Consider the following 26,279-nt stretch of genomic DNA (forward strand, 5'->3'; position numbering starts at 1 on the left):
CAACAGGGTTTCCTGAGCGGCGTAAGAATTGAGCTATGAGTCAGTAATTAATATTTGGAGGGATTAATATGCCTGATGTAAGGAATTGCAGAAGATGCGGAAGAATTTATAACTATTTGGGAGGAGCGCCTATTTGCCCTGTATGCAGGGAACAGGATGAGGCTGATTTCAAAAGAGTTAAGGAGTATCTGTATAAAAACCCCGGCGCGAGCATGTCGGAAGTATCAACTATGCTGGAAATAAGTATTGAAAGAATTAAGGGCTATCTTAAGGAGGGTCGTCTGGAAATAATAAATGACGAAGGAAATATGGTGCTTGAATGCGAAACCTGCGGAAAGGCTATAAGGACAGGAAGATTTTGCGACGAATGCGCAAAAGGGCTTGCCAAGGATTTGCAATTTACTGCCACTCAGATGCGTACGGATGTGGAAAAGAATGATACCAGAAAAAAATCTGCGGTTGAAATGAGATATTTGAATAAGGATATAAAAAAGAAAACATAGTGCTTTTTAAAATAAAAGCTGCTCTCCGTTTTTTATGGAGGCAGCTTTTATTTTATGAAAGAAAATACCAGAATAAACTTTAATAATAATATTAATAAAAATTCAGCTTCAACCGATATTTATTATAGATAGTGAACAGTAAAATTTCATTAGCACATAATGAATATAAGATACAAAGGATAAATAAGAAGCGGAACCTGTCCGTATAATAACTTTTTAAAGCTATTGGAGCGGGCACGGGCAATCGTTTGGATATATATTATACTGCAGAGAATGAAAATCCTGCTTGCAGGGGGACAATGTAGTCGGTTTGGTTTTAGTATTTAAGAAAGTGAAGTGGTAACTATGAAGGTATGGGGAGAGATTCCCAAGATATTGGGTATCTATGAGAATCAGAAAAGTGTCAAGAAAATTGAGGCAGCCTCTGAAATAAAATCGAAAAAAGACGTGGTTTCAATATCCAGTCATGCCAAGGATCTTCAGACGGTTATAAAGGCCATAAAGGATATGCCCGATATAAGGCAGGATAAGGTATCGGAAATCAGCTTAAGGTTTAAAACAGGGGTTTACAATGTGGACGGGAAGGAAACCGCAGATAAAATACTGAAGTCGGTGCTGGACAAAAAAGTATAGCGGGTATAGATTTATTGCGGGACAGTGCTCCCGCAATAAATCTATAAGACGGCGGTATGCGAAGGATCAAACTTATTTATACAGCTTACCATTATATTAAGCTGTCGGCTCTAAATTATTCTAAGGGTGGTGTTTTTTAGCAAAATGCAATCGGCAAATGAACTGATAAATACGCTTAAACAGGAAAAAGGAGTCTATGACAGTGTTTTGAAGATAGCTGAGGATAAAACGGACATAATAATAAAGGGTAAGGTAGATGAGCTCGATAAAATGCTCAAGCAGGAGCAGGAGCTTGTCCTTCAGATGGCAAAGCTTGAGGATGCAAGGGAACGGTTGGTTGCCAAAATATTTTCAGAGCTTGGCATAACCGATAAGGACATGACCATAAGTACTCTGGTCGAAGCCATGAAAAGCCCTTACTCAAGCGGGCTTAAAGAGTGTCAGAGCTTGCTGCTGGACACAATAGGTCGCCTGAAGGTAAAAAATGACCTTAATTCAAAGCTTATAAAGAATTCTCTTGAGTATATAAATTTTTCTATAAATCTTATTGCGTCGGTGGATTCGGGGAGTAACAATTACAGTGGATCGGGACAGGTTAGCGACGCTAAGAAACGTAATTTTTTTGATATGAAGCTGTAAGGCTTGTAAAAGAGTTTTTAACGGGAACGGAGTGAGCGGAATATGGCAATTGGATTTTCAAGCTATGAAATAGCCAGATCGGGACTGCATGTCAGTGAACGCAGTCTTTATACCACAGGGCATAATATTGCAAATGTAAACAGTAAGGGCTATGTGAGGCAGCAAACTATGATTTCTGCCCTTCCGTACAGGCATGAGTTCTCAAAGTATGGAATTTACGAGCTTGGAGCAGGTGCAGGCGTACAGCAGGTAAGACAGATAAGGAATATATTTTTGGATAATATATACAGGCAGGAAAACACCGGGCTCGGCTATTGGAGTGCCAGAGACAGAACGCTTCAGGATGTGCAGGATATTTTAGGGGAGCCTTTGGGAAAGGGCCTTCAGAGCTCTATGAATGAATTCTGGAACTCATGGCAGGAGCTGTCTAAAGAGCCTGAAAGCCTTACCTTGAGGGCGCTTGTCCGTCAAAGAGGCGAAATGCTTATTCAGCATGTAAATCAAATGGGAAAGCAGCTTGACAGCCTTCAGAGCTCAATAAATAATGAGGTTAAGACCAATATTCAGAAGGTAAATGACATTATTGCTGAAATAGGGCTGCTAAATACTGAAATAATGAAAAGTGAGACGTCGGGAGATCTGGCCAACGATTATCGCGACAGGAGGAATTTCCTGATAGACGGACTGTCGAGGATTATAGACGCTAATGTCAGAGAAATGCAGGACGGGCAGATTGCAATAAGCCTTGGAGGTCATTCGCTTCTTGATAAAACTGTTCAGACAAAGCTATATGCGGGAATGGATGAAACCACAGGGGTATTTTGCGTGCCTATGCTTGAAGGCACCGGCACTCATGTAACCATAAAAAGCGGAGAGCTAAAAGGGCTTCTTGAATCAAGAGGAGAGGTTTTCGGTGCTAAGGGAAGTGTTGAAAACGGAAGCGCATACGACAAAATAGACCTTGTGTTTGCCATCAACAGGGATGTTACGGCAGCTCAAAAGGCGGATCTTATCTCCAATGTTACAGCCATGGTTGACAGCTTTAAAGCAAAGGGAATTGACGTAAGGCTTGGATATGTGGATTATGATTCGGCGGGCTACGGCACTCCTGTGTTTGCATCAGACCTTGCCGGCTTTACGGCCCAGGTTAACGCCATACCCTATAATCCAACCGCCGGAGCTCAAGGGCTTGAGGCTGTAAAGGCGGCGGAAGGGCTCCATTTCAGGGATAATGCTTTAAAGAAATTCATGGTTGTTACAAATTCAGAGCTGAGTACCGCGTCCTTTAGCGTGTACAATATGTCAAAGGAGCTTTCGGGGCTTGGCATACATACGTCAATTATAAGTGCGGCAGGGGCTGCACAGGCTCAGCTGGAGCATATAGCGCAGACGACGGGCAGCGGAGTATTTGATATAGCAACGATGGCGGCTTTATCGGAAGACATGTACAAGGATGTGAAAAATGGTATATATAATAATGTGCATGAAACAAATAATATTATTTCTGATTTGAAAAACAAGCTCAATTTGCTCATAAACATTTTTGCAAGGGAGGTAAACAGTCTTCACAGCTCGGGTAAAACCTTGGACGGGAGTAATGGAGGGAATTTCTTTGCGGCAATTGACGGGAGCTTTCCTATGGAAATGGGGAATTTGAAGATAGATGACGGCCTGCTGAATTTGAATAACATAGTGGCTTCTGAAAGCGGAAGCACAGGAGATAATACAATTGCTCTTAAAATAGCCAATTTGAGGAACAATGCCCTTATAGGCAAAAGCGGAGAGGAAACCAGCATTGATGATTTTTACAATTGGATTATATTGGGGATAGGAAATATAGGGCGCGAAGCGGCTACCATTTCGGAAAACCAGCTTAAAATGGTTCAGGCGGCGGATGAAAACAGGCAGTCTATATCGGGAGTTTCAATGGATGAGGAAATGTCCAACATGATGAAATTCAAGTTTGCATATGATGCGTCATCACGTGCCTTAAATGTAATAGATGAAATGATGGAAACAATAATTATGAGAATGGGATTGTCAGGACGGTGATAAATGATGAGAGAATCTTTTTTTGGACTTAATGTATCGATAAAAGGGCTTTATTCGGCACAGAGAAGCCTGAACGTTGTAAGCCATAATTTGAGCAATGCAAGCACTCCGGGCTATTCTCGGCAGCAGGCTGTTCAGGTTGCGTCAAAGCCTATTGCGATGAGGGACGGAACGGGAATGATTGGAACCGGTTCAAACGTTATTTCCATACAGCGTATAAGAGATGAGTATCTGGACTATAAATACTGGAGCGAAAATGTATCCTACAAGGAATGGACTACAAAAAGCACCCTTCTAAATGAACTTGAGGCTGCATTTAATGAACCCTCCGACAGTGGCTTCAGCACTGTGCTTGACAGCTTTTTTGCTTCTATGCAGGAGCTTTCTAAGGACCCTGACAGCCCTGCTGTAAGAGCTATAGTAAAGGAACGGGGAGTAACCATAGCAAAATATTTTAACAATATGGCGCGGCATTTTGAAAAGCTTCAGTCCGACGTAAATGACATGGTAAAATCGAAGGTTGAGGAGATAAACTCTATTGCCACTCAGATTCAAGAGCTGAACAGGCAGATTTACAGAGCAGAGCTGGACGGAAGCACTGCCAATGACTTAAGGGATCAGAGAACAGTGCTTGTCGATACATTGTCGGGAATAGTAAATATCAGCGTTAATGAGGTGGTGGTAGGAAGGCTTCCCAGCGGGGCTGAAGATAAGCATTTTTCAGTCAGTATAAGCGGAAAGGCTTTGGTTGACCATTATGATGTAAGCAAGCTGGCTGTTAAGCAGAGGCCCGAAAAGCTGAATGAAGAGGAGGACATAGGGAATCTTTATGAGGTGGTATGGGCGGATGGAAATTCTCTTGAGGTAAAGGGCGGAGAGCTTAAGGGCTATCTTGACATGAGGGATGGAAACGACAGTGCCCCGGCAAGCACCGGTTATCAGGGCAACTTGAAGGAAAGCCCCGCTTTTAAAGGGATTCCCTATTACATAAAAAAGATGAACGAGTTTGTAAGAACGTGGGCGATGTGCTTTAATGAAGGATATATCAAAGACTCCAGCGGAACCATTCAGGATGGGCTGGGACACGCTGACGGCTTCGGTATAGACCCAGACGGATCAGGGCCTTTGACTGCGCCTACGGGCATAAGATTTTTCACCATGCTGGGAGCCGACGGAAAGCCGCTGGACAGTACAGACTTTATAGACGGAGAGACCACCACTGCCGGCATAGCCGACAGGTATAAAAATATTACGGCAAAGAATTTTTCGGTAAGCTCGGATGTTATAGAGAATTGCAGAAGCGCAATTGCGGCATCGGGAAACCCTTCTCAGGTGGGAAATATAGATAACCTGCAGGCCCTTCTGGATATGAGGCATGATACTCATATGTTTTCCGAGGGTGCTCCCGAGGACTTTATGAAGTCTCTGGTGGCTACGCTGGGAATAGACTCGCAGATGGCTCTTATGTTTGCCGAAAATCAGGAGAATGTGGTGGGGCAGGTGGTGAACAGGAGGCTTTCTACTTCCGGGGTATCCACAAACGAAGAATTGACGGACATGATAAGGTTTCAGCACGCATATAATGCCTCTGCCATGATGATTACCACAATGTCTCAGGTGTATGACACACTTATAAATAAAATGGGAGTATAGCTTGAATAAAAAGTATAAGGAGTGAAAAGCTTTATGCGTATTACAAACACAATGCTCATCAATAACATGATGAATGCTATGAAAAATAACCTTTCCAGGCTGGATAAATATCAAATGCAGATGGCTACAGGCAAAAAGATAAGAATTCCATCCGATGACCCTGTTGTTGCGGCCAGAGCATTAAAGCTCAGGACCGATGTTTCGGAGCTGCAGCAGTATAAGAAAAACGTAAAGGATGCCGGATCATGGCTGGACACTACAGAGTCTGCTCTTACAAATGTAGGGGATGTGCTGCACCGCCTTAATGAGCTTGCCGTGCAGGCAAGTACCGGCACCGTTACCACCGAGGACTCTCAAAAAATTTGTGAGGAAGCTAAGCAGTTGAAAACTCAATTGGTTCACATAGCAAATACCACCTATGCGGGAAGGTACATTTTTTCGGGATATAAGACAAATCAGGCGTTTATGAACGCTGATGGAACATTTAATATTGATGTGGATAATGCAGAAGCAGTAAAATATGAAATAGGAATAGGCGATGACATTAACATAAATGTAGCGGGGGGAGATTTATTCAACAGCGGCACGAATGCTGCGGCAGGTGCCACAGGAGCCATGATGCAGCATGTGGACAGCTTTATTACGGCATTGGAAACAGGGGACAAAACCGGAATATCCCAGATGATAGAGGATGCAAATTCCGATATGGCCGATGTTCTTAGAATAAGGGCGGATGTGGGAGCCAGACAGAACAGGCTTGAGCTCACTGAAAACAGGCTTGGAGACGACGAACTGAATTTTTCGGAAAGAATGAGTGATAATGAAAATGCTGATATAGCAGAGACAATAATGAATCTTAAAAATGAGGAAAATGTTTACAGTGCATCTCTTGCGGGAGGAGCCAGAATAATACAGCCTTCCTTGGTGGATTTTTTAAGATAGGCAAGGGTTGTATAAAAATGATGTGTAACAGATATATTTTTGAAATATATAGGATGCAATAAGGATTTTATAAACATGATGTAAAATCTTTATTGCTAAATATATAGATGGTGACTTTATGGGAATAATTCTAAACCAGACTTATGCAAAAATAGGGATTGAGAATACACCTGGGGAGCTGCAAATGCAGACACGGCATCCTAAGGTAGAGATCAATCAGCAGCAGGCTCAGATTCAGATGAAATCCGAGCTGCCGAGGGTTATGATTGATCAATATGAGGCATTTGCAAGTGCAGGGCTGAAAGGAACTCTCGATCTGACAAGGGAAATTGCTGCCAGAGCGCACCAGCAGTCCCTGAATTATATAGCGCAGACTGCCGAGGACGGGGATCAGCTTGCCGACATAGCAAGCGGAGGGAACCCTATTGTATCCATCGCGGTAAGGCGGGCATATCCCATGCATGAATATGGCTGTGATTATCTTCCTAAGGTTGGCCCTGAGATAACGGTAGCAGGAGGAATGTTGGAGGTATGGCTTGCAGACAATGGCCCTAATAATGGAGTTGAGGTCACGAATATAGAAGGAGATGTGGATATAAATTATACCCCATCCAGTTTAAGCATATATATGAAGCAATACCAGTCACTGAAAATAAGCTATCAGCCTGATAATAAGATTGACGTTAGATTGTAAGCATAACTTAAGGTTTGCTTATTTTTTTTAATATTTTATCATATAGCTGAAAAATTGAAATTTGGGAGGAAAATATATGAAATTAAATACAAAAAATTTTGGAGAAATAGAAATAAATGAGGGGGACATTATATACTTTCCAGAAGGGCTCCCTGCCTTTGAAGCTATAAACAAATTTGTGCTGCTGGGAAATATGGAAGAAGATACGCCTTTTTGCTGGCTTCAGAGTGTTGAGCGGGGAGAGCTTGCTTTTGTAGTGGTGGATCCGAGAGCAGTTAAGCCCGACTATGAGGCTGATGTGAGCGATGACGACATAAAGCTTTTGGAGATTGAGGGGGACAGCAGGGTTCTCATTTATTCCATAGTAGTTATACCCGAGGATATATCCAAGATGACGGCAAACCTTCAGGCCCCAATACTTATAAATACGCGCAACAATAAAGCAAAGCAGGTGGTTTTGCAAAACTCACGGTACAGCATAAGGCATTTTATAGCCGAAGAGACGGGAGGGGGTAAATAATGCTGGTGCTTACAAGGAAAAAAGGACAGTCAATAGTTCTTGGAGATGATATGGAAATTGTAGTAGTGGATATACAGGGCGATCAGGTCAGGATAGGAATTAACGCTCCCAAAAGCGTTTCTATACACAGGAAGGAGATATATCTCGAGATACAGGAGGAAAATAAAAAGGCAGCAGAGGTTGGCCCTCTATCCTTAAAGAATCTTATTAAAAAGGATGAAGGCAAAAATTAACAGAGCAGAGGGGAAAATTTTCTAAACTTTTTTAGTAACTATCCGATATAATAAATGAAGCATATATACGGAGGGGTTAATATGAAAATTGATGGCATTGAGGCACCGCCGGCAGTGGTTGTAAAAAGAGCCCCCGAGCCTAAAGCAGACGCAAAAGTGAATACACAGGTGCCGGTGATTGACACGGCATTGGAGGGCAAATCAATTTCACAAATGACAGATTACGATAAATCCGAGCTGACCTTGTCCGAAAGGGTGGTTATAGAAGCGATTGAAAAGGCCAATAGGGCCATCACCGGCCCGAATATGAAATTTGAGTTTTCCATACATGAAAAGACAAAGGCCATTATGGTTAAAGTGTTAAATTCCGAGAGTAATGAAGTTATAAGGGAGATTCCTCCTGAAAAGATCCTTGATATGGTTGCCAAGATGTGGGAGCTTGCAGGGATCATAGTAGATGAAAGAAGGTGAAGATATGGCCATAAATGGAATAAACCCTTACAATACCACTATGAGGGTAATGGGGCTTAGTGGAAGCGGTCTTGATACTCAGTCCATAGTGACTCAGTTGATGCAGGCCGAGAGAATGCCCTATAACAGCATCTACAGGAAGAAGGAGCTTATTGAATGGAAAACGGAGGCATACAGAAGCGTTACCAACGTCTTGAAGAACTTCCAGAGCAAATACCTCGCCGATTCCTACGGAAGCTTTAAATCTACCAGTATGCTGTCGCAATTGCAGTATAAGAAATTTACAACAACGGCAATTGATTCTGTTACAAAGGCTGCCAGCAGTATAGTATCCGTTTCAGGCGACTCGACTTCTATCGAAGGAACTCATACAATACAGGTAATCAATATGGCAAAGGCACAGATAATTGAAAGCGACTTCGCAGGAGGAGGGGCTTCTTCGGCTTTAGCAGGGTCCGACGCGGCGGATTTTTCCGAGCTGGCCGGGAAAAGCTTCAGGATTTCAGTAGATGGAGTAAACAAGCTTATTACCTTTAATTCATCCCACACCTTTACAAGTGCGGATGATTTGGTAAACAATGCGCAATACGGCTTAAACAAGCTGTTGGAAGACGCCTTCGGCGCAGGTAAGGTGCTGGCATCGGAGGATGGGGGCAAAATTACCTTCGGCACAGGCGCAGGAGTGAGCAGGCTTTCTCTTTACATGGGAGCGGCTGAATCCGAAGCTCTTTCAGCCTTAAAGTTCTCCGCGGGGGATTCAAACAGGTTGAGCTTGGGTACCAGTCTGGAACAACTGGCTGAGAAGGGAGCGTTTAAAAACAGTATTACCTTCGGAGGTGACGACAGCGATACATTGGAATTTGAGATTAACGGAAAGAAGTTTTCATTCAACAAGTCCGTTACTCTGTCTAGTATGCTGAGTACAATTAACGGGGATTCTACTGCCAGAGTGAACATACAGTACGACAGCACGGCGGATAAGTTTATCATGACGGCAAAGCAGCTTGGAGATGGTAAGAACATAGTAATAAAAGAGACTAAGGGCAACTTCTTTTCGGGTACCGCGGCTATGATAGATATAACCGATGCAGAGGGCAATTCAACCAACAAAAAGGAGGTTCAGCAAGGGACAGACGCAAATGTAGTAATTGATGGGCAGACCTTGAAAAGAAGCTCAAACGTTATTACTGTAAACGGAGTAACCTACACGCTTACAGGCGAGGGCGGAAATGTACAGAATGTGTCCCTTGTGCCGGACACTGAATCGGTCTTTAATTCTATAAAAGGCTTTGTAGAAGAATACAACAGTATTATAGATACAATAAACTCCAAGCTTTCCGAAAAATACGACAGAAATTATCAGCCTCTTACAAGTGAAGAAAAGGAGGCTATGACCGAGGAGCAGATTAAAAAATGGGAGGAGAAAGCTAAAACCGGGCTTTTAAAAAATGATTCCATACTTCAGAGTATGGTGTATCAGATGAGAGCCGCGCTTTACAGCAGTGTGGAGGGTGTTTCCGCAAGCCTGTCCAATGTTGGAATAACAACAGGAGACTATTCTCAAAAGGGAAAGCTTACAATTGATGAGAAGAAGCTTAGGGAAGCTCTGCAGAACAATCCTGATGCCGTTATGAACCTTTTCAGCAAGAAGTCCGACACGTCATATGATCCCAATATGACAAAAGAGCAAAAGGCAGAGAGGAATTCCCAGCAGGGCCTGATGTGGAAGCTTTCTGATATAATTAACGACAATATAAGAACATCCAGAAATTCAAATAATGAGAAGGGTTTTTTGCTTGAGAAGGCGGGCTTAGTGGGCGATGCTTCTGAATACAGCAACATGCTGTATGATCAGATAGAAGACTATAATGATAAGCTGAAGGATCTTGCAAATAAGCTTGGGGTTAAGGAAGAGAAATATTATTTGAAGTTTGCAAATCTGGAGAAGCTGCTTGCGAAGATGAATTCACAGAGCAATTGGTTTTCTCAGCAGTTTGGAAAAATGTGATTTACAAGCTTTTTAAAAAAAGTAAGGTTACTTGATTTTTATTTCCTTATGGAGGGATACTGATGGCTTTGAACAAGGCATATTCGCAGTACAAGGAGAATTCCATATTTACGTCGAGTCCCGAGGAATTAACGCTAATGTTGTATAATGGACTTGTGAAATTTATAATGCAGGCTCAACATGCTATTGGGGAGAAAAATATTGAAAAGGCCAATAATTGCATAATAAGGGCACAGGAGATTGTCAAGGAATTTCAGGCGACTCTTGATATGAAATATGATATATCTCAAAATCTTATGAGCCTGTATGAATATATGGAGAGAAGGCTTTTGGAAGCAAACTTAAGAAAGAGGGCAGATATTCTTGAAGAGGTTTTGGGGCTGGCGAAGGAGCTGAGAGACACGTGGATTCAGGCTGTGAAAAATGCAAAGCATCCTCAGTCAAACACTCAGCACACTGCAAAGTAGAACCGTTAATGTTTTGGAAAACCGGACAGGAGGAGAAAATGACTCCCGAGAAATATGTAGACAGGCTTTTGGAGCTGTCATCCCAAAAATATAAGCTTCTTGAAGAGATACTGCTGCTTACGCGCCAACAGGCAGCTACAATCAGAGAGGATGAACTGAAAAGGCTTGAAGACTTTATAGCCTCCAAGCAGGAGAAAATAGACTCTATTGATAAAATAGATGAGGAGTTTAATGTATATTTTCAAAGGCTGAAGCACCAGCTTAAAATTAAGAGCCTTGACCAGCTGAAGGATCATGAAATAGGAGGCATAAGAGATCTTCAGGCTATAGTCGGTAAGGTTATGAGCATTATAGCTGAAATTTCAAAGCTGGAAAAGGCTAATGGCGCTCAAGCGCAAAAGTTGCTCAGCAGCCTTGGAGATGAAATAAAAAAGATAAATCAGGGTAAAAAAATGAATTCAGCTTATAACCCTAACCCTGTTTTTCAACCTCCTTCGTATTTTATAGATAAAAAGAAATGAAGCACAGACCCTATGCGGGTTCTGTGCTTTTTTAAAATATCCACTGCTGTCAGGGGTTATCCACAGTCTTGGGGATTATAAGTATAGAGTTGACAAAAAGAGATGAAAAACCTGCTGTAAAAGCCTGAAATCAGCCAATAACCTATGTCCTGTCATATTCCAGAGAGTGGGTGGTTTTACAGGAGGGACGGGCTTTGTGGATATAAATCTGTGGATAATGTGAATAAGTCTGTGAATAAAGTATATTAGTGAGTTTGAAGTGTGGGTAATTTTTTTCTTTTATGTACAGGCTGTGAATACTTTACGTATACCCTCATCCTTTATTTCTTGACATTAAAATTTTTAAGTAAAGGGTTTGAGAGGGTGATAGAAATATTAAAAACCGATGAGAAAATAAGCAGGCCATAGAAATGGCCAATATATGCGGCACAATATTGGGTAATATGACGGAAGCAATATTTATTCTTTCCAAAAAGGGAATGTTTTTAATATTCCGCTAAAGAATTCACCAACCAAAGTTATTACGTTAGGAAAGAAAAAGAAAATTACCGGAATTGCGGCGATTAAAATAATTATTATTGATATCAATACCTTTTTAAGTTTCCGGGATTTACGGGGTACGTAAGTTATGCCGCTGATTCTCATAAGCTATCCTCCAGCGTTTGTTTTATAGTATATTTTTATTATATTTGCATTCGGGGATAAAGTAAAGGACAAATATTATATATATAGGACGCGATAAAGATTTTACAAACATAGAGGATATAATTGCTTACAGAAATTTTTAATAGCAGCGAAAAGATGAATTTGGGGGAAATGTCTCTAGGGCCCGAGCATAAATTCCCTTTTCTTAGATGTATTCCTTACGGGCCAAAAAAATTTCTTCCATCAAGTTATATCCTCCATGTAAAATCTTTATCGCTACATATATAGCAAGGCATGTCCTAAGGGGAGATACAGAATGGATATTAAAAAACAGTTACAATCTCTAGCATAGCTTGTGTATGGAGCGGGAAAGGAATAAAATAATGGTAAAAGATTATGATATATTTGGAGGATTTGCCCATGCTTATGAAAAAAATAGCTTGCGCTGTAACTTTAACTTTTGTAATAACGACTTCTATGTCCGCAGCTTTTGCAGATACAGCGGCTGTACATGATACAACGAGGGCTGCGTCGGTAACGGTAAGTCAGACACGTGCAGCGGTCTCGGGCGAAGGAGCGGATGAGAGCAAAGCAAAAATATCAAGGGATAAGGCTAAAGAAATAGCCGTTAAAGCTGCAAAAGAGTACTTTGACACATCGGTGGATGAAAGCAGGTTTCAGACAGATATAAATTTTGTAGCGGATTACACAGGCAAGGATAATTATGTTTGGAGCATACGTTTTAACAAGAATGACGATCAGATAATGCATAGTATTAATGTTGAGATTGGTTCCGATACAGGAAGGCTCTTAGGCTTTAGCAGTTACAAGTATGTTTATGGCGGGGATAATGCGGCAATCCCTAAGATTACAAAAAATCAGGCAAAAAAGATTGCGGATGAGTTCGCCAAAAAAATAAACGCGGGGGAGTTTAGTCAGTCGAGGTATGTAGACTACTTATATCGAGGATATTATGGAGGGCATTTTCCCGAAAACTATGCTTTTACATATTCGAGAGTCAAGGACGGCATTTATGTTGACAGCAATTACATATCAATAGGGGTTAATGCCGAGACAGGAAAGGTATCGCAATACGGCTTCAGATGGAATGATGACGCCGGCTTCCCAGGTATTTCAAATATAATAAAGCAGCAGGAGGCATTTGATATTGTAAAACAAAAGGTGGGCTTTGAGCTTGTATATATGCCGTATTCCCGTAATATTTACGGCTTGGGGGCAGAACAGGTAAAGCTTGCTTACACTCCTGACAGGCAGATTATTTTAGATGCTGAAACGGGAAAATTTGTGGATTGGCAAGGCAATCCCATTAGCGAGGCCAAGGTGATAGAGCTTTCTGAACAGGGAAAAACGGATTTTTTAAGCAGGGCAAGAGAAATAAAAAGACCGGATAAGGAAATGGATAAGGATAAGGCTGCCCAAATAATGAAAACAGCTCTGGCAGATATGTATGGTAAAGAGCTTGAGCTGCAGGCCTTAAGCTACCAGAATGGTGAGGATTATTTGGGGTTGGGGGGAATTGCGGTATGGACAGGGATTTTTCAGGAAAAAAGCGTGAATGAAATAGGCTCCGGCATTGAGGGAAATATAGGCATAGATGCTTTGAGCGGGCAAGTGGTAAGCTTGTATAAATATAACAGGCATATGACGAACGAGGATAAAGAATTTGTTCCTGCTGTTACGTGGGAGCAGGCATATTATAAAGCGCTTGATATGGTAGCGAAATGCTATCCCGATAAATTAAAGCATATACAGACTGAACACAAATATTCTAAAAACGTTGCATATTATAACGACGTTATGGTTGCCGACAGAATATATGATTTTAATTTTGAAAGGCTTGTTAACGGTATAAGATGCACTGGTGACGGCATATCGGTAAGTCTTGATGCCGCAACGGGAGAGTTAACGCAGATAAGGAGCACATGGAGGGATGCAGCCTTCCCTGATTCTAAGAAGGCCATCAGCGCGGAGAAGGCAAAGGAGATATTCTTCCAAAATCACCACATGGAGCCGGCATACGCCATTTATACCAGAGATACGCATGACAAAGGGCAGAAAAGCGAAATACGGGTTATATATAGAATTAAAGCGGTGAATGACAGCTCTTCCGGTTATTCCGGAGGCTCCAGCATAGACGCTATCACACAAGAGCTTTTGAATTTTGACCAAAAGGAAGACAAAGTCTTTGATGATAAAATAAGAGGGTATTGGGGAGAGGATAAATTAAGCATACTTGCATTCTGCGGCATAATCGACATAGACAGCTTCAAGCCAGATGAGAGCGTTACAAGGCTGGATGCGGTAAAAATGCTGGTGATGGCGAAGGGGTATGACCCATATGACAGACAGCGGGAAATGGAGGACTTAAATTTCAATAACATAGGTAAGGAAGACATGAATTACAGGTATCTGCAGGCCGCCGTAAAGCTTGGCATTATTGAAAACAAGCAAACTGAATTTAAAGGCGATGAAGCGGTCAGCAGGAAGGATATGGCGCAGATGCTTGTAAGGCTTTCAAAGTATGACGAGCTGGCAAAGGCGGAGGGCTTGTTCGCTCTTCCCTATCAGGACTGCAAAAATGTCGCAGGCGATAAAATAGGGTATATAAGCATTGCCAAAGCATTAGGGATAGCTGCCGACGAAAGCGGTAAAATTCCCCCCAATCAATTCAGGCCGGATGACAATGCCACCTATGCCCAATTTGCTGTTGCGGTATACAATGCCCTGAAATATATAAGGTAAGGTAACTTGAGTAACTCACTTGCCGGAAAAATTTTATTCACTTTTATTCTATGCGTGCATAACTGATAAGGCTGAATATATAAAAACCATCAAGGCAGGGTATGCTTTTTGGGGAGACTTTTACCTCAAGAGCATACCCTGTTATTTTTGGGCAGGTTGCATAAACTACTCTAAAAATATATAATTTAATCTATATAGGACGCGCAATAAAAGGACTTACATTGGAGGTAGTGTCGCTTATGCATGATTCTGTCCTGCCAAAGGCGTGGGAAAGCCTTTTGAATTCGGCCAGCTTTATGCCGGTAATAGTGAAAACGATAGAAAGAATCCATGACATGAGCTGGTCTATGGAGCCGAATACCCATGAATATTTTGAAATGGTTTATATAAAAAAGGGCTCCGCAGTATTTGAAATAGCCGGACAGCCGGTAGCAATAGGCCCCAATGATATAATAATCATTAAGCCCAGACAGCCTCATAAATTTATTGTAAAGTCGGAAGCGGGCTGTGAGTTTATAGTTTTAAATTTTAAATTCACAAATCAGGTTAATAATGAGGTTTCGGAAATATCCCTGGAGGATTTTTTGAATTTTGTCAACAACAAGGAATGGGGCCCGTTTATATATCTCAAGGTAAGTCAGAAAAATGAAATTATAACGCTTCTCAATAAAATCCTAAGGGAGAGGGAAAGTGCGGAAATAGGAAGCGAGCTTCTAAATTATCTCCTCATAATGGAGCTTTTTGTTTTTATATCAAGGGCTCTTAAAATGGAATGGGAAAGCAGTATTAAGAATAAAAGCCCTAAGCTCAAAGAGCTTATAGAGGTATCTGTCAAATTTATAAATAATAATTTTGAAAGGGATATATCGCTTGGCGACATCGCAAGGTTTATTTTTTTAAGCCCCAGCTACTTTACAAGAGCATTTAAGGAGGAAGTAGGAATAAGCCCCATAAGCTATTTGTTAAAGATAAGGGTAGACAGAGCCAAGGAGCTTCTTGGCGAAACTGATCTTAAAATAAGTGATATTGCCTTAAGCATAGGATTTTCAAACCAGCAGAGATTTAATGAGATATTTAAAAAATATGCCGGCGTTACCCCCCTCCACTATAGAAAGAAAATGAATGAAAAGCATTAGCCGGTATAAGTCAAAAAACATTATATTTTTGAAACCACGAGGGTAAATAACAGGAAGAATAAAAGGAATATAAGCATTATAATTTTATAATATAAAGGCAGCAGGGTATTTAATTAAAATGTATTTGCACAGAGGAGCTTTTTTAAAGCTTTTAGGAAATGCCCGGTTAGCGGTAACAAAAGGAGGTTACAATTATGGCAATGACCATGACGCAAAAAATATTGGCTGAGCACGCAGGACTTGCGGAGGTAAAGGCGGGACAGCTTATTAAGGCAAAGCTTGATATGGTTTTGGGAAATGATATTACAACTCCTGTGGCTGTAAAGGAGTTCAGAAAAATCGGCCTGAACAAGGTTTTTGATGTAAATAAAATTTCTATAGTGCCTGACCATTTTACACCCAACAAGGATATAAAGTCCGCGGAACAGGTAAAATTCATAAAAGAGTTCGCAAGAGAAATGGGTATTGTAAATTATTTTGAGATAGGCCAGATGGGAGTGGAGCATGCGCTTCTTCCTGAGAAGGGGCTTGTAACGGCGGGAGATGTGGTTATAGGGGCGGATTCTCATACATGCACCTATGGCGCTTTAGGAGCCTTTTCCACAGGCATAGGCAGCACTGATATGGCGGCGGGAATGGCTACAGGAGAGGCATGGTTTAAGGTGCCGGAGGCAATAAAGTTTGTTTTAAAGGGCAAGCCTGCAAAATGGGTGAGCGGCAAGGATATAATCCTTCATATTATAGGAATGATAGGTGTAGACGGTGCATTGTACAAATCAATGGAGTTTACGGGAGAAGGACTGGGGCATCTGTCTATGGATGACAGGCTTGCCATGGCTAATATGGCTATTGAGGCGGGAGGCAAGAACGGCATATTTGAGGTTGACGATAAAACGCTGGAATATATAAATGAGCATTCAACAAAGCCTTACAAGGTTTATAAGGCCGACCCCGACGCGGAGTATTGCGAGGTTTATGAGATAGACTTAAGCTCGGTAAAGCTTACCGTTGCATTTCCGCATTTGCCTGAAAATGCGAGGACGATTGATAATGTGGGCTCTGTTAAAATAGATCAGGCCATAATAGGCTCGTGTACAAACGGAAGGATTGAGGACTTAAGGGTTAGCGCAGAGATACTGAAGGGCAGAAAGGTTCATAAGGATGTGAGGTGCATAATAATTCCGGCAACTCAGAAAATATGGAAGCAGGCTATGAACGAGGGGCTGTTTGACATATTTATAGACTCGGGTGCGGCGGTGAGTACTCCCACCTGCGGGCCATGTCTTGGAGGGCATATGGGAATACTTGCAAAGGGAGAAAGAGCGGTAGCCACTACAAACAGAAATTTCGTAGGCAGAATGGGACATCCCGAAAGCGAGGTCTATCTGGCCAGCCCGGCGGTAGCCGCCGCTTCGGCGGTAATGGGCAGGATTGCGGGGCCTGAGGAGCTGTGAGGCTGATAACGAATAAAATTTAGGAGGTAAGCATAGATGGAGGCACAGGGAAAGGCTATTAAATATGGGAATAATGTTGACACCGATGTAATTATACCGGCCAGATATTTGAACACTTCGGATCCGGCAGAGCTTGCAAGCCACTGCATGGAGGATCTGGACGCACAGTTTGTAAGCAAGGTAAATAAGGGAGATATAATGGTTGCAGGCAAAAATTTCGGCTGCGGCTCCTCAAGAGAGCATGCTCCCATAGCCATAAAGGCTTCGGGCATATCCTGCATTATTGCCGAAACATTTGCAAGGATATTTTACAGAAACGCAATAAATATAGGACTGCCGATTTTAGAGTGCCCTGAGGCGGCGAAGGACATATCCGACGGCGACAGCGTAAAGATTGACTTTTTGCAGGGCACCATAGTAAATGTCACCACCGGCAAGCAGTACACCGCTGCTCCATTCCCTGAGTTCATGCAGCAGATAATGGATGCCGACGGGCTTATAGGGCAAATAAAAAAGCAGCTTGAAAAATAGAGGAAGATATGGGGGATTTATTTTATGAAATTTAATATTACGGTGCTGCCCGGTGACGGAATAGGGCCCGAGGTCACCCGTGAGGCGGTTGAAATAATAAATGTTCTTGGAGAGAAATACGGGCATTCCTTTGAGCTGACGGAGGAAAAGCTTGGGGGATGTGCAATAGACGCATGTGGAGTGCCTCTGCCCGACAAAACTCTGGAAACCTGCAAAAGCAGCCATGCAGTGCTTTTAGGCGCAGTAGGAGGCCCTAAGTGGGACGGCCTTCCGGGGAATATACGGCCTGAAGCGGGACTTTTAGGCATACGCGGTGGGCTTGGCCTTTTTGCAAATTTAAGGCCGGCCGTTATTTACAGCTCCTTAAAGGAGGCTTCTCCGTTAAGAGCGGATATTGTAAGAGACGGAATAGATATAATGGTGGTTCGTGAGCTGACGGGGGGAATATATTTTGGAAAGCGCGGCAGGGAGAAAACGCCCTCCGGGTCAGAGGCTGCGTTTGATACTGAAATGTACAGCACGGAAGAAATAGAAAGAATTGCAAGGGTGGGGTTTGAGTCTGCAATGAAGAGAAATAAGAGGCTTACCTCCGTTGACAAAGCAAATGTACTGGAGAGCTCAAGACTGTGGAGAGAGGTAGTTATAAAGCTTTCGTCCGAATTTCCGGAGGTTTCGCTCAGCCACATGTATGTTGACAATGCCGCAATGCAGCTTGTGAGAAACCCCATGCAGTTTGATGTTATTGTCACCGGCAATATGTTTGGAGACATACTTTCAGACGAGGCGTCAATGATTACAGGCTCCATAGGTATGCTCCCGTCGGCCAGCTTAGGGAACGGAACGCTTGGGCTTTATGAGCCTATTCACGGCTCGGCACCCGACATAGCGGGACAGGACAAAGCAAATCCCATTGCCGCTATATTGTCGGTTGGAATGATGATGAAATACTCCTTGGGGCTTGAGTCTGCCTCACAGGATGTTGAGACAGCGGTAAAAAATGTTTTGGATAAGGGCTACAGAACGGGGGACATAGCATCGAAGGGTACTGAGGTTATAGGTACAAGAGCTATGGGAGAGCTTATAAAAAAGGAAATCATATAAAGCTTTAATAAAAAGGCACTTCTTTGCGCGGGCTTTTAGGGACAGTCCGTATCTTGCGCGAGGGGGGTGTCTTTTTTTATAAGAGGTTTAAAAAAATTTGTTGATAAAAAAGATATCTATTATATAATTGAAATATATAGAATAAATATAAAGACTTACAAATATAGAAGGAGCCAATAATTTGTGCTGATGTGAATACTTATGACGAAAGGGTGCTGTAAGGATGCCATTTACTATTCTTTCGGTTGACAAGTCCGGTACCACAGGAGCGGAGCTTTCGACCATGCTTAAGAACATGCACGCCAATGTTATACACGCTGAGGATGAAGAGGAAGCAGAAAGCTTGTTATTGGGCAAAAGGCATAAAATAAATGTTGTTGTATGGGCTGTTAATAATCCTGAAAGCAAGGATCTGGAGTTTATAAAAAAGATAAAGTCAGGAGGGCAGCATAAAAGTCTTCCTGTAATTGTTATATCGGGATTTACTGACAAGAAGCACATTATAAAGGCTATTGAAGCGGGAGTAAATGAGTACATAGCCAAGCCTTATGATCAGGAAACAGTTGTAAAGAAGCTGTATAAGATTATGGGGATAACCCTCGAAAGGACTGAGGCTTTGAAATTAAGCGATGACATAATGAGCTTCAGCTTTTTTGAGATGCTGGACAAGGAAATAAAGGGAGCGAGCAGAGGCGCATACCCTCTTACCATAATGATGGGAGGCATACAGTCCGCCGGGAATACTCCCGTGGAGCCGAATGATTCCGAGGATCTTCTTAAAGCTCTCAGGACCGCTCTAAAATGCAATTTGAGGGGGACTGATACATGCTTTTATTATGACACAAGCAAGCTTATAATTTTGCTGCCCTTCGCAAATAAACAAGGCGCAGAAGCTGTAAAAGCAAAAATAAATAAATTATTTGATACAAATTCAGTAATACAGCAAAAAAATACGGGATATAAGCTCAATTTAGCCGGTGTCAGCTTTCCCGAGGACGGAAAAACAAAAAGCAAGCTTTTAGAAAAGCTGGAGGATAGCTTCTCTAAATGCCCGCTCAACAATTAAAAATTAATATCACAGTCCTTGAAGCATCGCCGTTAATACCTTGTATACCGGCCTGCAAGCTTACCTAGAAGTATAATCTCATTTTTATCAAAGAGCTCCTTTTCCAGTATATCGTTTTCAGCCTTTAAGAGTATTGAACCGGCGTTGTCGCTCTTGTAATAATATCTAAGGAGTGAACGGTTCTGGAATAAAGCCAAAACGATATCTCCGTCAGCTAATTCCAGATTTCTGCTGAATATAAGCATATCCCCCGGCTTAATTCCGCTCTCTGAAAGACTGTCGTCATGCCATTTCACAATAAAGCAATCATTCAGCTCTGCTTCAGACACATCGGGAGATATAGGATGATACTTGGAAATATTATACATGTTGACAAGATCTGCCGCCGTGCGTGGGGTTATCTTTTTCAGCTCAGGCACATATGCAGGCTTTACATACTGAGATTCGCTGGACACCAGTTGAATAGATCGTGCCATGCCCACCTCTCTTTTTATAACACCCTTTTGCTCCAATCTGTTTAGTATGCCATGTACAGCCCCAGGAGTCTTTTCACCTACAAGCTCGCCAATTTCTCTTACTGTGGGGGGAATACCCCTTTGCTTCACAAAAGATTCAATGGCCGAATAAACTTTTTTTTGTTTCGAGGTAAGAGTATTGAAATCTAATAACACTTATATCACCCTTTATATTATATTAATTACAAACATAGTTACGATAGAAGCCAAGAATAAAATTAACGTCAAAGCTCGCATATGTTTAAAACTTAGTATACCCCAATTTTTGTCATTATAATCATTTATAAAGATCACTTTACATAATCATGCATTATAGTTTATCAAAGTTAAAATATTTTTTCAAATTATATAATTACAATTATGTAAATAGACATTAAAATAAAGTGAACACATGTACATATATTAAATATTATATTGTAAACTATATTATATATAAATCTAAAAGCGAAGAATTATTTTATTACATTTGGATAATATAAGTTTATTCCCTGAAGGAGGAATTATGTTTAAACTTTTAAAGTCGGGAGAATGCTTCACTCCTGAATATATAGGAAAAAAGGATTTATTGGTTTGTAATGGGAAGATTTGCAGGATAGATGACACGATATCATATAACGGTTTATGGGATGTAGAAATAATAGACTGTGAGGGCAGGCTTTTATGCCCCGGCTTTATTGACCAGCATGTCCATATAACGGGGGGAGGGGGGGAGCAGGGGCCTGAGAGCAGAATACCTCCCTTGATGCTTGGGGATATATTGAGCGCAGGTGTTTCAACGGTGGTGGGCATTCTGGGAGCTGACGGACTTACAAGAGGGATTGCGGATTTGCTCTATAAGGCACGTGCTCTGGAGGCTGAGGGGATAACGGCGTATATATATACGGGGAGCTATGGTGTTCCTCCCGCAACTCTTACAGGCAGGGTAATATCAGATATAGCGTTTATAGATAAAATTATAGGGGTGGGAGAGATCGCTATTTCCGACAGCAGAGCTTCCCACTGCCCCATAAGCTCCCTCAAGGAGCTTGCATATGAGGCAAATACGGGGGGGATGCTGGGAGGGAAAGCAGGAGTTATGCATATACATGTGGGTGATGGAAGAGAGGGCCTAAAGCCTTTATTTGAACTGGTTGACAAATCCGATTTCCCTATAGAAATGTTTGTTCCCACTCATTTAAACAGAAATAAGGGACTGCTTGAGCAGGCAAAGGGATATGGAAGTCTGGGAGGGAATTTGGATCTGACGGCAGGAGAGTCCTCCCAAACGGGATATAGCGTGCCGGATGCATTGGAGATTCTTCTGGAATGCGGTATCAACGCAGACAGAATTACAGTATCGTCCGACGGCAACGGCAGCATTCCGGGAGGAGGTATAGGGAAGGTTGGACAATTGCTGCAGGACATAACAAGCTGTGTGCTGGATAAAAAAATAAATTTTGAAACGGTGCTTAAAACCGTAACCTCAAATGTAGCAAGAATTTTGAAGCTGTATCCGCAAAAAGGAGCGTTAAGTGCAGGGAGCGACGCAGACATATTGGTTCTGGATAAGCATGACCTGACGATACGCCATATGCTGGTAAAAGGGGATATATGCATACTGGACGGTAAAATAATTAAGAGAGGGAAGTATGAACCTCAATAAAAAGGGTGATTATTATGAGTCATAGTAAAAGCAATAAGGAGAATTTTGCAGAGGTGGCGAAAGGCTTTTTTTTACCTTTGATAGGCTGGAGTGCCGCAATAATGTCATTGTTTGCCTATCCATTTATATTTGGAACGCTGGGAGTGGTAATGGGAATATTATATACACCAAGCGAGGGCAGAACAGGAGTGCGTATAATTATTGCAAGCATGGCATTTATGGGCATGGGGCTTTTTCTAGGCAGTGAGCTTATAGGCCATACAAGGGATTTTTTAGGATTTAAGTAATATAAAGGGGCATTGGCATTTACCTTGTGCAAAGGCTTTTTTCTTTTGTGTAAATTTTTAAATTTAAGAATAATTAGTATTGATATGGAAAAAATAAGCAGTATGCAAAATACAGAGGGTTCGGAGGCGCTGATGGGAGAGAAAACAAAGGGGAATTTGATTATTATAGGAGGAGCCGAGGATAAGTATGGGGAAAGCAGCATACTAAAAAACGTTGTAAATATAATAGGCGGAAGCAATGCGGATCTTACAGTTCTTACAACGGCAACCGAAAAGCCTGCCGAAGCGGGACGGGAATATCGGAATGTATTTGGAAGGCTTGGTATAAGCAACATTTCCATACTTAATATAGACACAAGGGATGACGCCAACATGGAAGAAAACGTACAGATTATTTCAAGAGCCTCTGGAATATTTTTTACGGGAGGCGATCAGCTCCGTATAACCAGTATACTTGGAGGGACAAAGGTCTATAAGGCCCTGCACGATGCTTATTTAAAGGGAGTGGCCATTATAGGCACCAGTGCGGGAGCGTCGGTGATGAGCGGAACAATGGTGGTGGATGGAAACAGCAATGACGCGGCAAGGAAATGCACCCTCAAAATGGCGCCGGGACTGGGGCTTCTTGAGGAGGCTATAATTGACCAGCATTTTGAGCAAAGGGGAAGGATAGGGAGGCTGCTGTGCGGTGTTGCTGAAAATCCGTATATACTGGGGATAGGCATAGACGAGGACACAGCAGTGAGGGTATACCCCGACGCGCATTTTGAGGTCTTGGGGACAAATGCTGTTACCGTTGTAGACGGCAAAACCATCAAAAATTCAAATGTATCTGAGCTGAAGCCTGATGAAATCCTTGCTATAAGCCATGTAACCCTTCACGTTTTACCCTTTGGCTATGGATTTGATATGAAGAACAGAGAAGTTTTAAGGCTTCATTAGAATTAGGAGGACATACAAAGTGCACATTCGCAGTATAAAAAGCTTTACCGGAAGAAACATATACAGTCATAAGCCGGTAATTAAAATGGTAATAGATTTTGAGGATTTGTATAGGCACCCCACAAGTGAATTTTCAGGGTTTAATGAAGCACTTTTGAAAAACTTTCCCGGCCTGAAGGCGCACTGCTGCTCCTTGGGCTATGAGGGAGGCTTCGCCGAAAGGCTCGCGGAGGGGACGTATATAGGTCATGTCACAGAGCACTTGATTTTAGAGCTTCAAAGCATAATGGGCTATGAGGTATACTTTGGCAGAACGAGAATAATTGAAGAGCCGGGCCTTTATTACATTGTTGTGGAATACAAAAATGAGAGGTACGGCATAGAATGCTGCAGGGCGGCTGTAAATATTGTTTCATGCCTTGTTAAGGGCAAAAGTCCCAATGTAAATGATATACTGAAGGATTTGAAGGTAATTGCCACAGAGTCTGAGCTTGGGCCAAGCTCAAGAGCCATACATGATGAAGCCGTAAAAAGGAGAATTCCCGTTACCCGTGTGGGAGGAGAGAGTCTTCTGCAATTGGGATACGGAAAATACTCAAGGCTTATTGAGGCGTCTCTCAGTGATAAGCCAAGCTGTATAGCTGTTGATATGGCAGGCAGCAAGCATCTGACAAAGCAAATACTTATGCAGGGTAATATTCCTGTACCGGCAGGCGATATCGCGTATACCGGGCAGTCGGCAATTGCCGTAGCGCAGGAAATAGGCTATCCCGTAGTACTGAAGCCATATAATGCAAATCAGGGCAAGGGCGTCACCCTTAATATAAAAAATGCGACGGGGGTAAAAGCCGCATATAAGGAGGCGGTAAGATACGGCCCTGCGGTTGTTGTTGAAAGATACGTAAAGGGCAGAGATTACCGCATATTGATAATCGGAGGAAGGGTTTCGGCAGCTTCTGAAAGAACGCCTCCCGTTGTTGTAGGAGACGGAATACATTCAATAAAGGAGCTGGTACGGATTGAAAACCTTAACCCCTTAAGAGGGGATGATCACGAAAAGCCCTTAACTAAAATAAAACTTGACAATTTGGCGAGACAGGTTATTAAAAGGCAGGGATTTGATGAGGAAGGAGTTCCCCAAAAGGGTGTTGCCATAAAGCTTCGTGACAACGGAAATTTAAGCACTGGAGGCACGGCAAGGGACTGCTCGGATGAAATACACCCTTACAACTGCCAGCTCGCCATTAACGCCGCCGGGGCAATGGGGCTGGATATAGCGGGAGTAGACATAACGGCAGAGGATATTTCCCGGCCTATAAGCGGCTGCAATGGAGCCGTTATTGAGGTTAATGCCGCTCCGGGGCTCAGAATGCATTTATACCCCACGGAGGGAAGCCCTAAAAATGTGGCGGCCGACATAGTGGATATGATGTTTCCGAAGAGTCGGCCGCACTCAGTGCCTATTGTATCGGTAACGGGTACCAACGGCAAGACCACCACTGCGAGGCTGATAAGGCACGTTATGGCACTGGAGGGGAAAAGGGTTGGGATGACCTCTACCAGCGGAGTTTATATAGGAGACAGGTGCGTACAGAAGGGGGACAACACGGGGCCTTTAAGCGCAAGGCTGGTGCTGTCCGACAGGAGTATAGACGCTGCGGTGCTGGAAACCGCCAGAGGAGGAATATTAAGAAAGGGCTTGGGATATGACCTTGCCGATGTGGGTGTGGTAACCAATGTGGGAGACGACCATTTCGGGGCCGAGGGGGTAAATACCTTAGAGGACATGGCCTTTGTAAAGGCGCTGGTGATAGAGGCCGTAAAGCCCAACGGGTATGCGGTAATCAACGCGGATGATGCAATGGCTGAATATATGCTGAAAAGGGTGGCCTGCAACGTAATTCTTTTCTCTGCACACAGCAAAAACCCTCTTATAGAAAAGCATTTAAACAAGGGAGGCAAGGCGGTGTACGTGGAAGGAGGAAGGATTTGCATCCGTGAGGGCAGTCTTAAGAAGAATATACTGAGTATTAAGGACATACCTATGACCTTTGGAGGAAGACTGGACTGCAATATAGAAAATTCTCTTGCCGCTACTTCGGCGTTATATTCCCTTAATGTTTCGACAGACGCAATAAAAAAAGGCTTAAAGACATTTATGACGGACGCTGTGACAAATCCCGGAAGGTTCAATATATTTGATATGGGAGAATTCAAGGTTATGCTTGACTACGGGCATAATCCTTCGGGCTATAAGGAGGTCTTAAAGTTTGCCTGCAAAATGGATGCTTCGAGGCTTGTAGGCGTTATAGGGGTGCCGGGGGACAGGCTTGACCGCAACATAATCCAGGTGGGGGAGATGTGCGGAGGGGCCTTTGACACGCTTTATATCAAGGAGGACGATGATTTAAGAGGGAGGAAGCGGGGGGAGGTTGCCGCTCTGCTGCACAATGCTGCAATAAAGGCAGGAGCAAGACGCGAGGGTGTAAAAATCATACATTCTGAGATAAAAGCTCTCGAGACTGCGATACTTGATGCGCAGCCGGGGGATTTCATAATCATGCTGTATGAAGAATTTGAGCCTGCGGTGGAGCTTTTGAGCAAGCTGAAAAAGGAGCTTGAACAAATTCCTGTGGCTGTGGATATAAGGGTAGCGGAGCCGGCGGGATAGCGGATTTTAAGCTGGAACAACGGGCTGTTTGAAGAAAAACACCTTTATTTTACTTTTTAAGATACTTTATTAAAATTAGCGTATGTTTATTGACAATAATTTCTATTATTTATACTATTATATTGTTGCGGACAGTAGTAAAAATTCAGCTTATATATTACTTATAAATTAAAGAGGTTACCGATTATGG

The 26,279-nt window shown here is 42.5% G+C and carries 24 protein-coding genes; 23 read left to right on the top strand and 1 reads right to left on the bottom strand.

All coding sequences use genetic code 11. The features are described from left to right. Positions 1–68 precede the first annotated feature (68 nt). From DFR58_RS12620 to DFR58_RS12715, 19 genes are all read left to right on the top strand, one after another. Entirely contained in the window at positions 69–503 is a 435-nt protein-coding gene (locus DFR58_RS12620) for a MerR family transcriptional regulator (RefSeq protein ID WP_114298216.1), read from the top strand. A gap of 345 nt (positions 504–848) precedes the next feature. Further along, complete coding sequence (gene flgM, locus DFR58_RS12625; protein WP_114298217.1) at positions 849–1,136, top strand: flagellar biosynthesis anti-sigma factor FlgM; 288 nt, start codon at positions 849–851, stop codon at positions 1,134–1,136. Between the two features lie 144 nt (positions 1,137–1,280). Beyond that, positions 1,281–1,775, top strand: a complete 495-nt coding sequence (locus DFR58_RS12630) for a flagellar protein FlgN (RefSeq protein ID WP_114298218.1) — start codon at positions 1,281–1,283, stop codon at positions 1,773–1,775. A 42-nt stretch (positions 1,776–1,817) separates the two neighbouring features. Next, the gene (gene flgK, locus DFR58_RS12635; RefSeq protein WP_114298219.1) at positions 1,818–3,827 is read left to right on the top strand and encodes a flagellar hook-associated protein FlgK; all 2,010 of its coding nucleotides are present in this window, start codon (positions 1,818–1,820) and stop codon (positions 3,825–3,827) included. A 3-nt stretch (positions 3,828–3,830) separates the two neighbouring features. Beyond that, complete coding sequence (gene flgK / locus DFR58_RS12640) at positions 3,831–5,480, top strand: flagellar hook-associated protein FlgK (RefSeq protein ID WP_479722742.1); 1,650 nt, start codon at positions 3,831–3,833, stop codon at positions 5,478–5,480. 33 nt (positions 5,481–5,513) lie between these two features. Then, complete coding sequence (flgL, locus tag DFR58_RS12645; protein ID WP_114298220.1) at positions 5,514–6,422, top strand: flagellar hook-associated protein FlgL; 909 nt, start codon at positions 5,514–5,516, stop codon at positions 6,420–6,422. A 118-nt stretch (positions 6,423–6,540) separates the two neighbouring features. After that, positions 6,541–7,116, top strand: coding sequence for a DUF6470 family protein (locus DFR58_RS12650; protein WP_114298221.1), 576 nt, complete (start codon positions 6,541–6,543; stop codon positions 7,114–7,116). Positions 7,117–7,192: 76 nt separating this feature from the next. Beyond that, a complete protein-coding gene (fliW, locus tag DFR58_RS12655; RefSeq protein ID WP_114298222.1) occupies positions 7,193–7,636 on the top strand; it encodes a flagellar assembly protein FliW in 444 nt (147 codons plus the stop codon). After that, the gene (gene csrA / locus DFR58_RS12660; protein WP_114298223.1) at positions 7,636–7,869 is read left to right on the top strand and encodes a carbon storage regulator CsrA; all 234 of its coding nucleotides are present in this window, start codon (positions 7,636–7,638) and stop codon (positions 7,867–7,869) included. Before fliW ends, csrA begins: the two co-directional genes overlap by 1 nt. An 81-nt stretch (positions 7,870–7,950) precedes the next feature. Next, entirely contained in the window at positions 7,951–8,340 is a 390-nt protein-coding gene (locus DFR58_RS12665; protein ID WP_114298224.1) for a flagellar protein FlaG, read from the top strand. Beyond that, complete coding sequence (gene fliD / locus DFR58_RS12670; protein WP_114298225.1) at positions 8,327–10,348, top strand: flagellar filament capping protein FliD; 2,022 nt, start codon at positions 8,327–8,329, stop codon at positions 10,346–10,348. The genes DFR58_RS12665 and fliD overlap by 14 nt, the downstream gene beginning before the upstream one ends. A 62-nt stretch (positions 10,349–10,410) precedes the next feature. Then, entirely contained in the window at positions 10,411–10,815 is a 405-nt protein-coding gene (fliS, locus tag DFR58_RS12675; RefSeq protein WP_114298226.1) for a flagellar export chaperone FliS, read from the top strand. A gap of 8 nt (positions 10,816–10,823) precedes the next feature. Continuing rightward, complete coding sequence (locus DFR58_RS12680; RefSeq protein WP_114298227.1) at positions 10,824–11,336, top strand: flagellar protein FlgN; 513 nt, start codon at positions 10,824–10,826, stop codon at positions 11,334–11,336. A gap of 1,041 nt (positions 11,337–12,377) precedes the next feature. Next, positions 12,378–14,744, top strand: a complete 2,367-nt coding sequence (locus DFR58_RS12690) for a YcdB/YcdC domain-containing protein (RefSeq protein ID WP_114298229.1) — start codon at positions 12,378–12,380, stop codon at positions 14,742–14,744. 239 nt (positions 14,745–14,983) lie between these two features. After that, a complete protein-coding gene (locus tag DFR58_RS12695) occupies positions 14,984–15,880 on the top strand; it encodes an AraC family transcriptional regulator (RefSeq protein WP_114298230.1) in 897 nt (298 codons plus the stop codon). Between the two features lie 194 nt (positions 15,881–16,074). Further along, entirely contained in the window at positions 16,075–17,334 is a 1,260-nt protein-coding gene (leuC, locus tag DFR58_RS12700; protein ID WP_114298231.1) for a 3-isopropylmalate dehydratase large subunit, read from the top strand. 36 nt (positions 17,335–17,370) lie between these two features. After that, complete coding sequence (gene leuD, locus DFR58_RS12705; RefSeq protein WP_114298232.1) at positions 17,371–17,865, top strand: 3-isopropylmalate dehydratase small subunit; 495 nt, start codon at positions 17,371–17,373, stop codon at positions 17,863–17,865. A 24-nt stretch (positions 17,866–17,889) separates the two neighbouring features. Further along, a complete protein-coding gene (leuB, locus tag DFR58_RS12710) occupies positions 17,890–18,966 on the top strand; it encodes a 3-isopropylmalate dehydrogenase (RefSeq protein ID WP_114298233.1) in 1,077 nt (358 codons plus the stop codon). Positions 18,967–19,189: 223 nt separating this feature from the next. Beyond that, a complete protein-coding gene (locus tag DFR58_RS12715; RefSeq protein WP_114298234.1) occupies positions 19,190–20,032 on the top strand; it encodes a response regulator in 843 nt (280 codons plus the stop codon). Positions 20,033–20,064: 32 nt separating this feature from the next. Here DFR58_RS12715 and DFR58_RS12720 read toward each other — a convergent pair whose 3' ends face one another. After that, positions 20,065–20,703 (bottom strand): LexA family protein, encoded by a 639-nt coding sequence (locus tag DFR58_RS12720; protein WP_114298235.1) that lies wholly within the window; start codon positions 20,701–20,703, stop codon positions 20,065–20,067. 346 nt (positions 20,704–21,049) lie between these two features. On the opposite strand from DFR58_RS12720, the gene iadA reads away from it, so the two are divergent. The 4 genes from iadA to cphA all read left to right on the top strand — a co-directional run bounded on the left by iadA (position 21,050) and on the right by cphA (position 26,089). Then, complete coding sequence (gene iadA / locus DFR58_RS12725; protein ID WP_114298236.1) at positions 21,050–22,189, top strand: beta-aspartyl-peptidase; 1,140 nt, start codon at positions 21,050–21,052, stop codon at positions 22,187–22,189. 14 nt (positions 22,190–22,203) lie between these two features. Next, a complete protein-coding gene (locus DFR58_RS12730) occupies positions 22,204–22,476 on the top strand; it encodes a hypothetical protein (protein WP_114298237.1) in 273 nt (90 codons plus the stop codon). 132 nt (positions 22,477–22,608) lie between these two features. Continuing rightward, positions 22,609–23,418, top strand: coding sequence for a cyanophycinase (locus DFR58_RS12735; protein WP_114298301.1), 810 nt, complete (start codon positions 22,609–22,611; stop codon positions 23,416–23,418). 19 nt (positions 23,419–23,437) lie between these two features. Further along, positions 23,438–26,089 (top strand): cyanophycin synthetase, encoded by a 2,652-nt coding sequence (gene cphA / locus DFR58_RS12740; protein WP_114298238.1) that lies wholly within the window; start codon positions 23,438–23,440, stop codon positions 26,087–26,089. The last annotated feature ends 190 nt before the right edge of the window (positions 26,090–26,279 follow it).

The sequence above is a fragment of the Anaerobacterium chartisolvens genome (assembly GCF_003337415.1).
GTDB lineage: Bacteria > Bacillota > Clostridia > Acetivibrionales > DSM-27016 > Anaerobacterium > Anaerobacterium chartisolvens.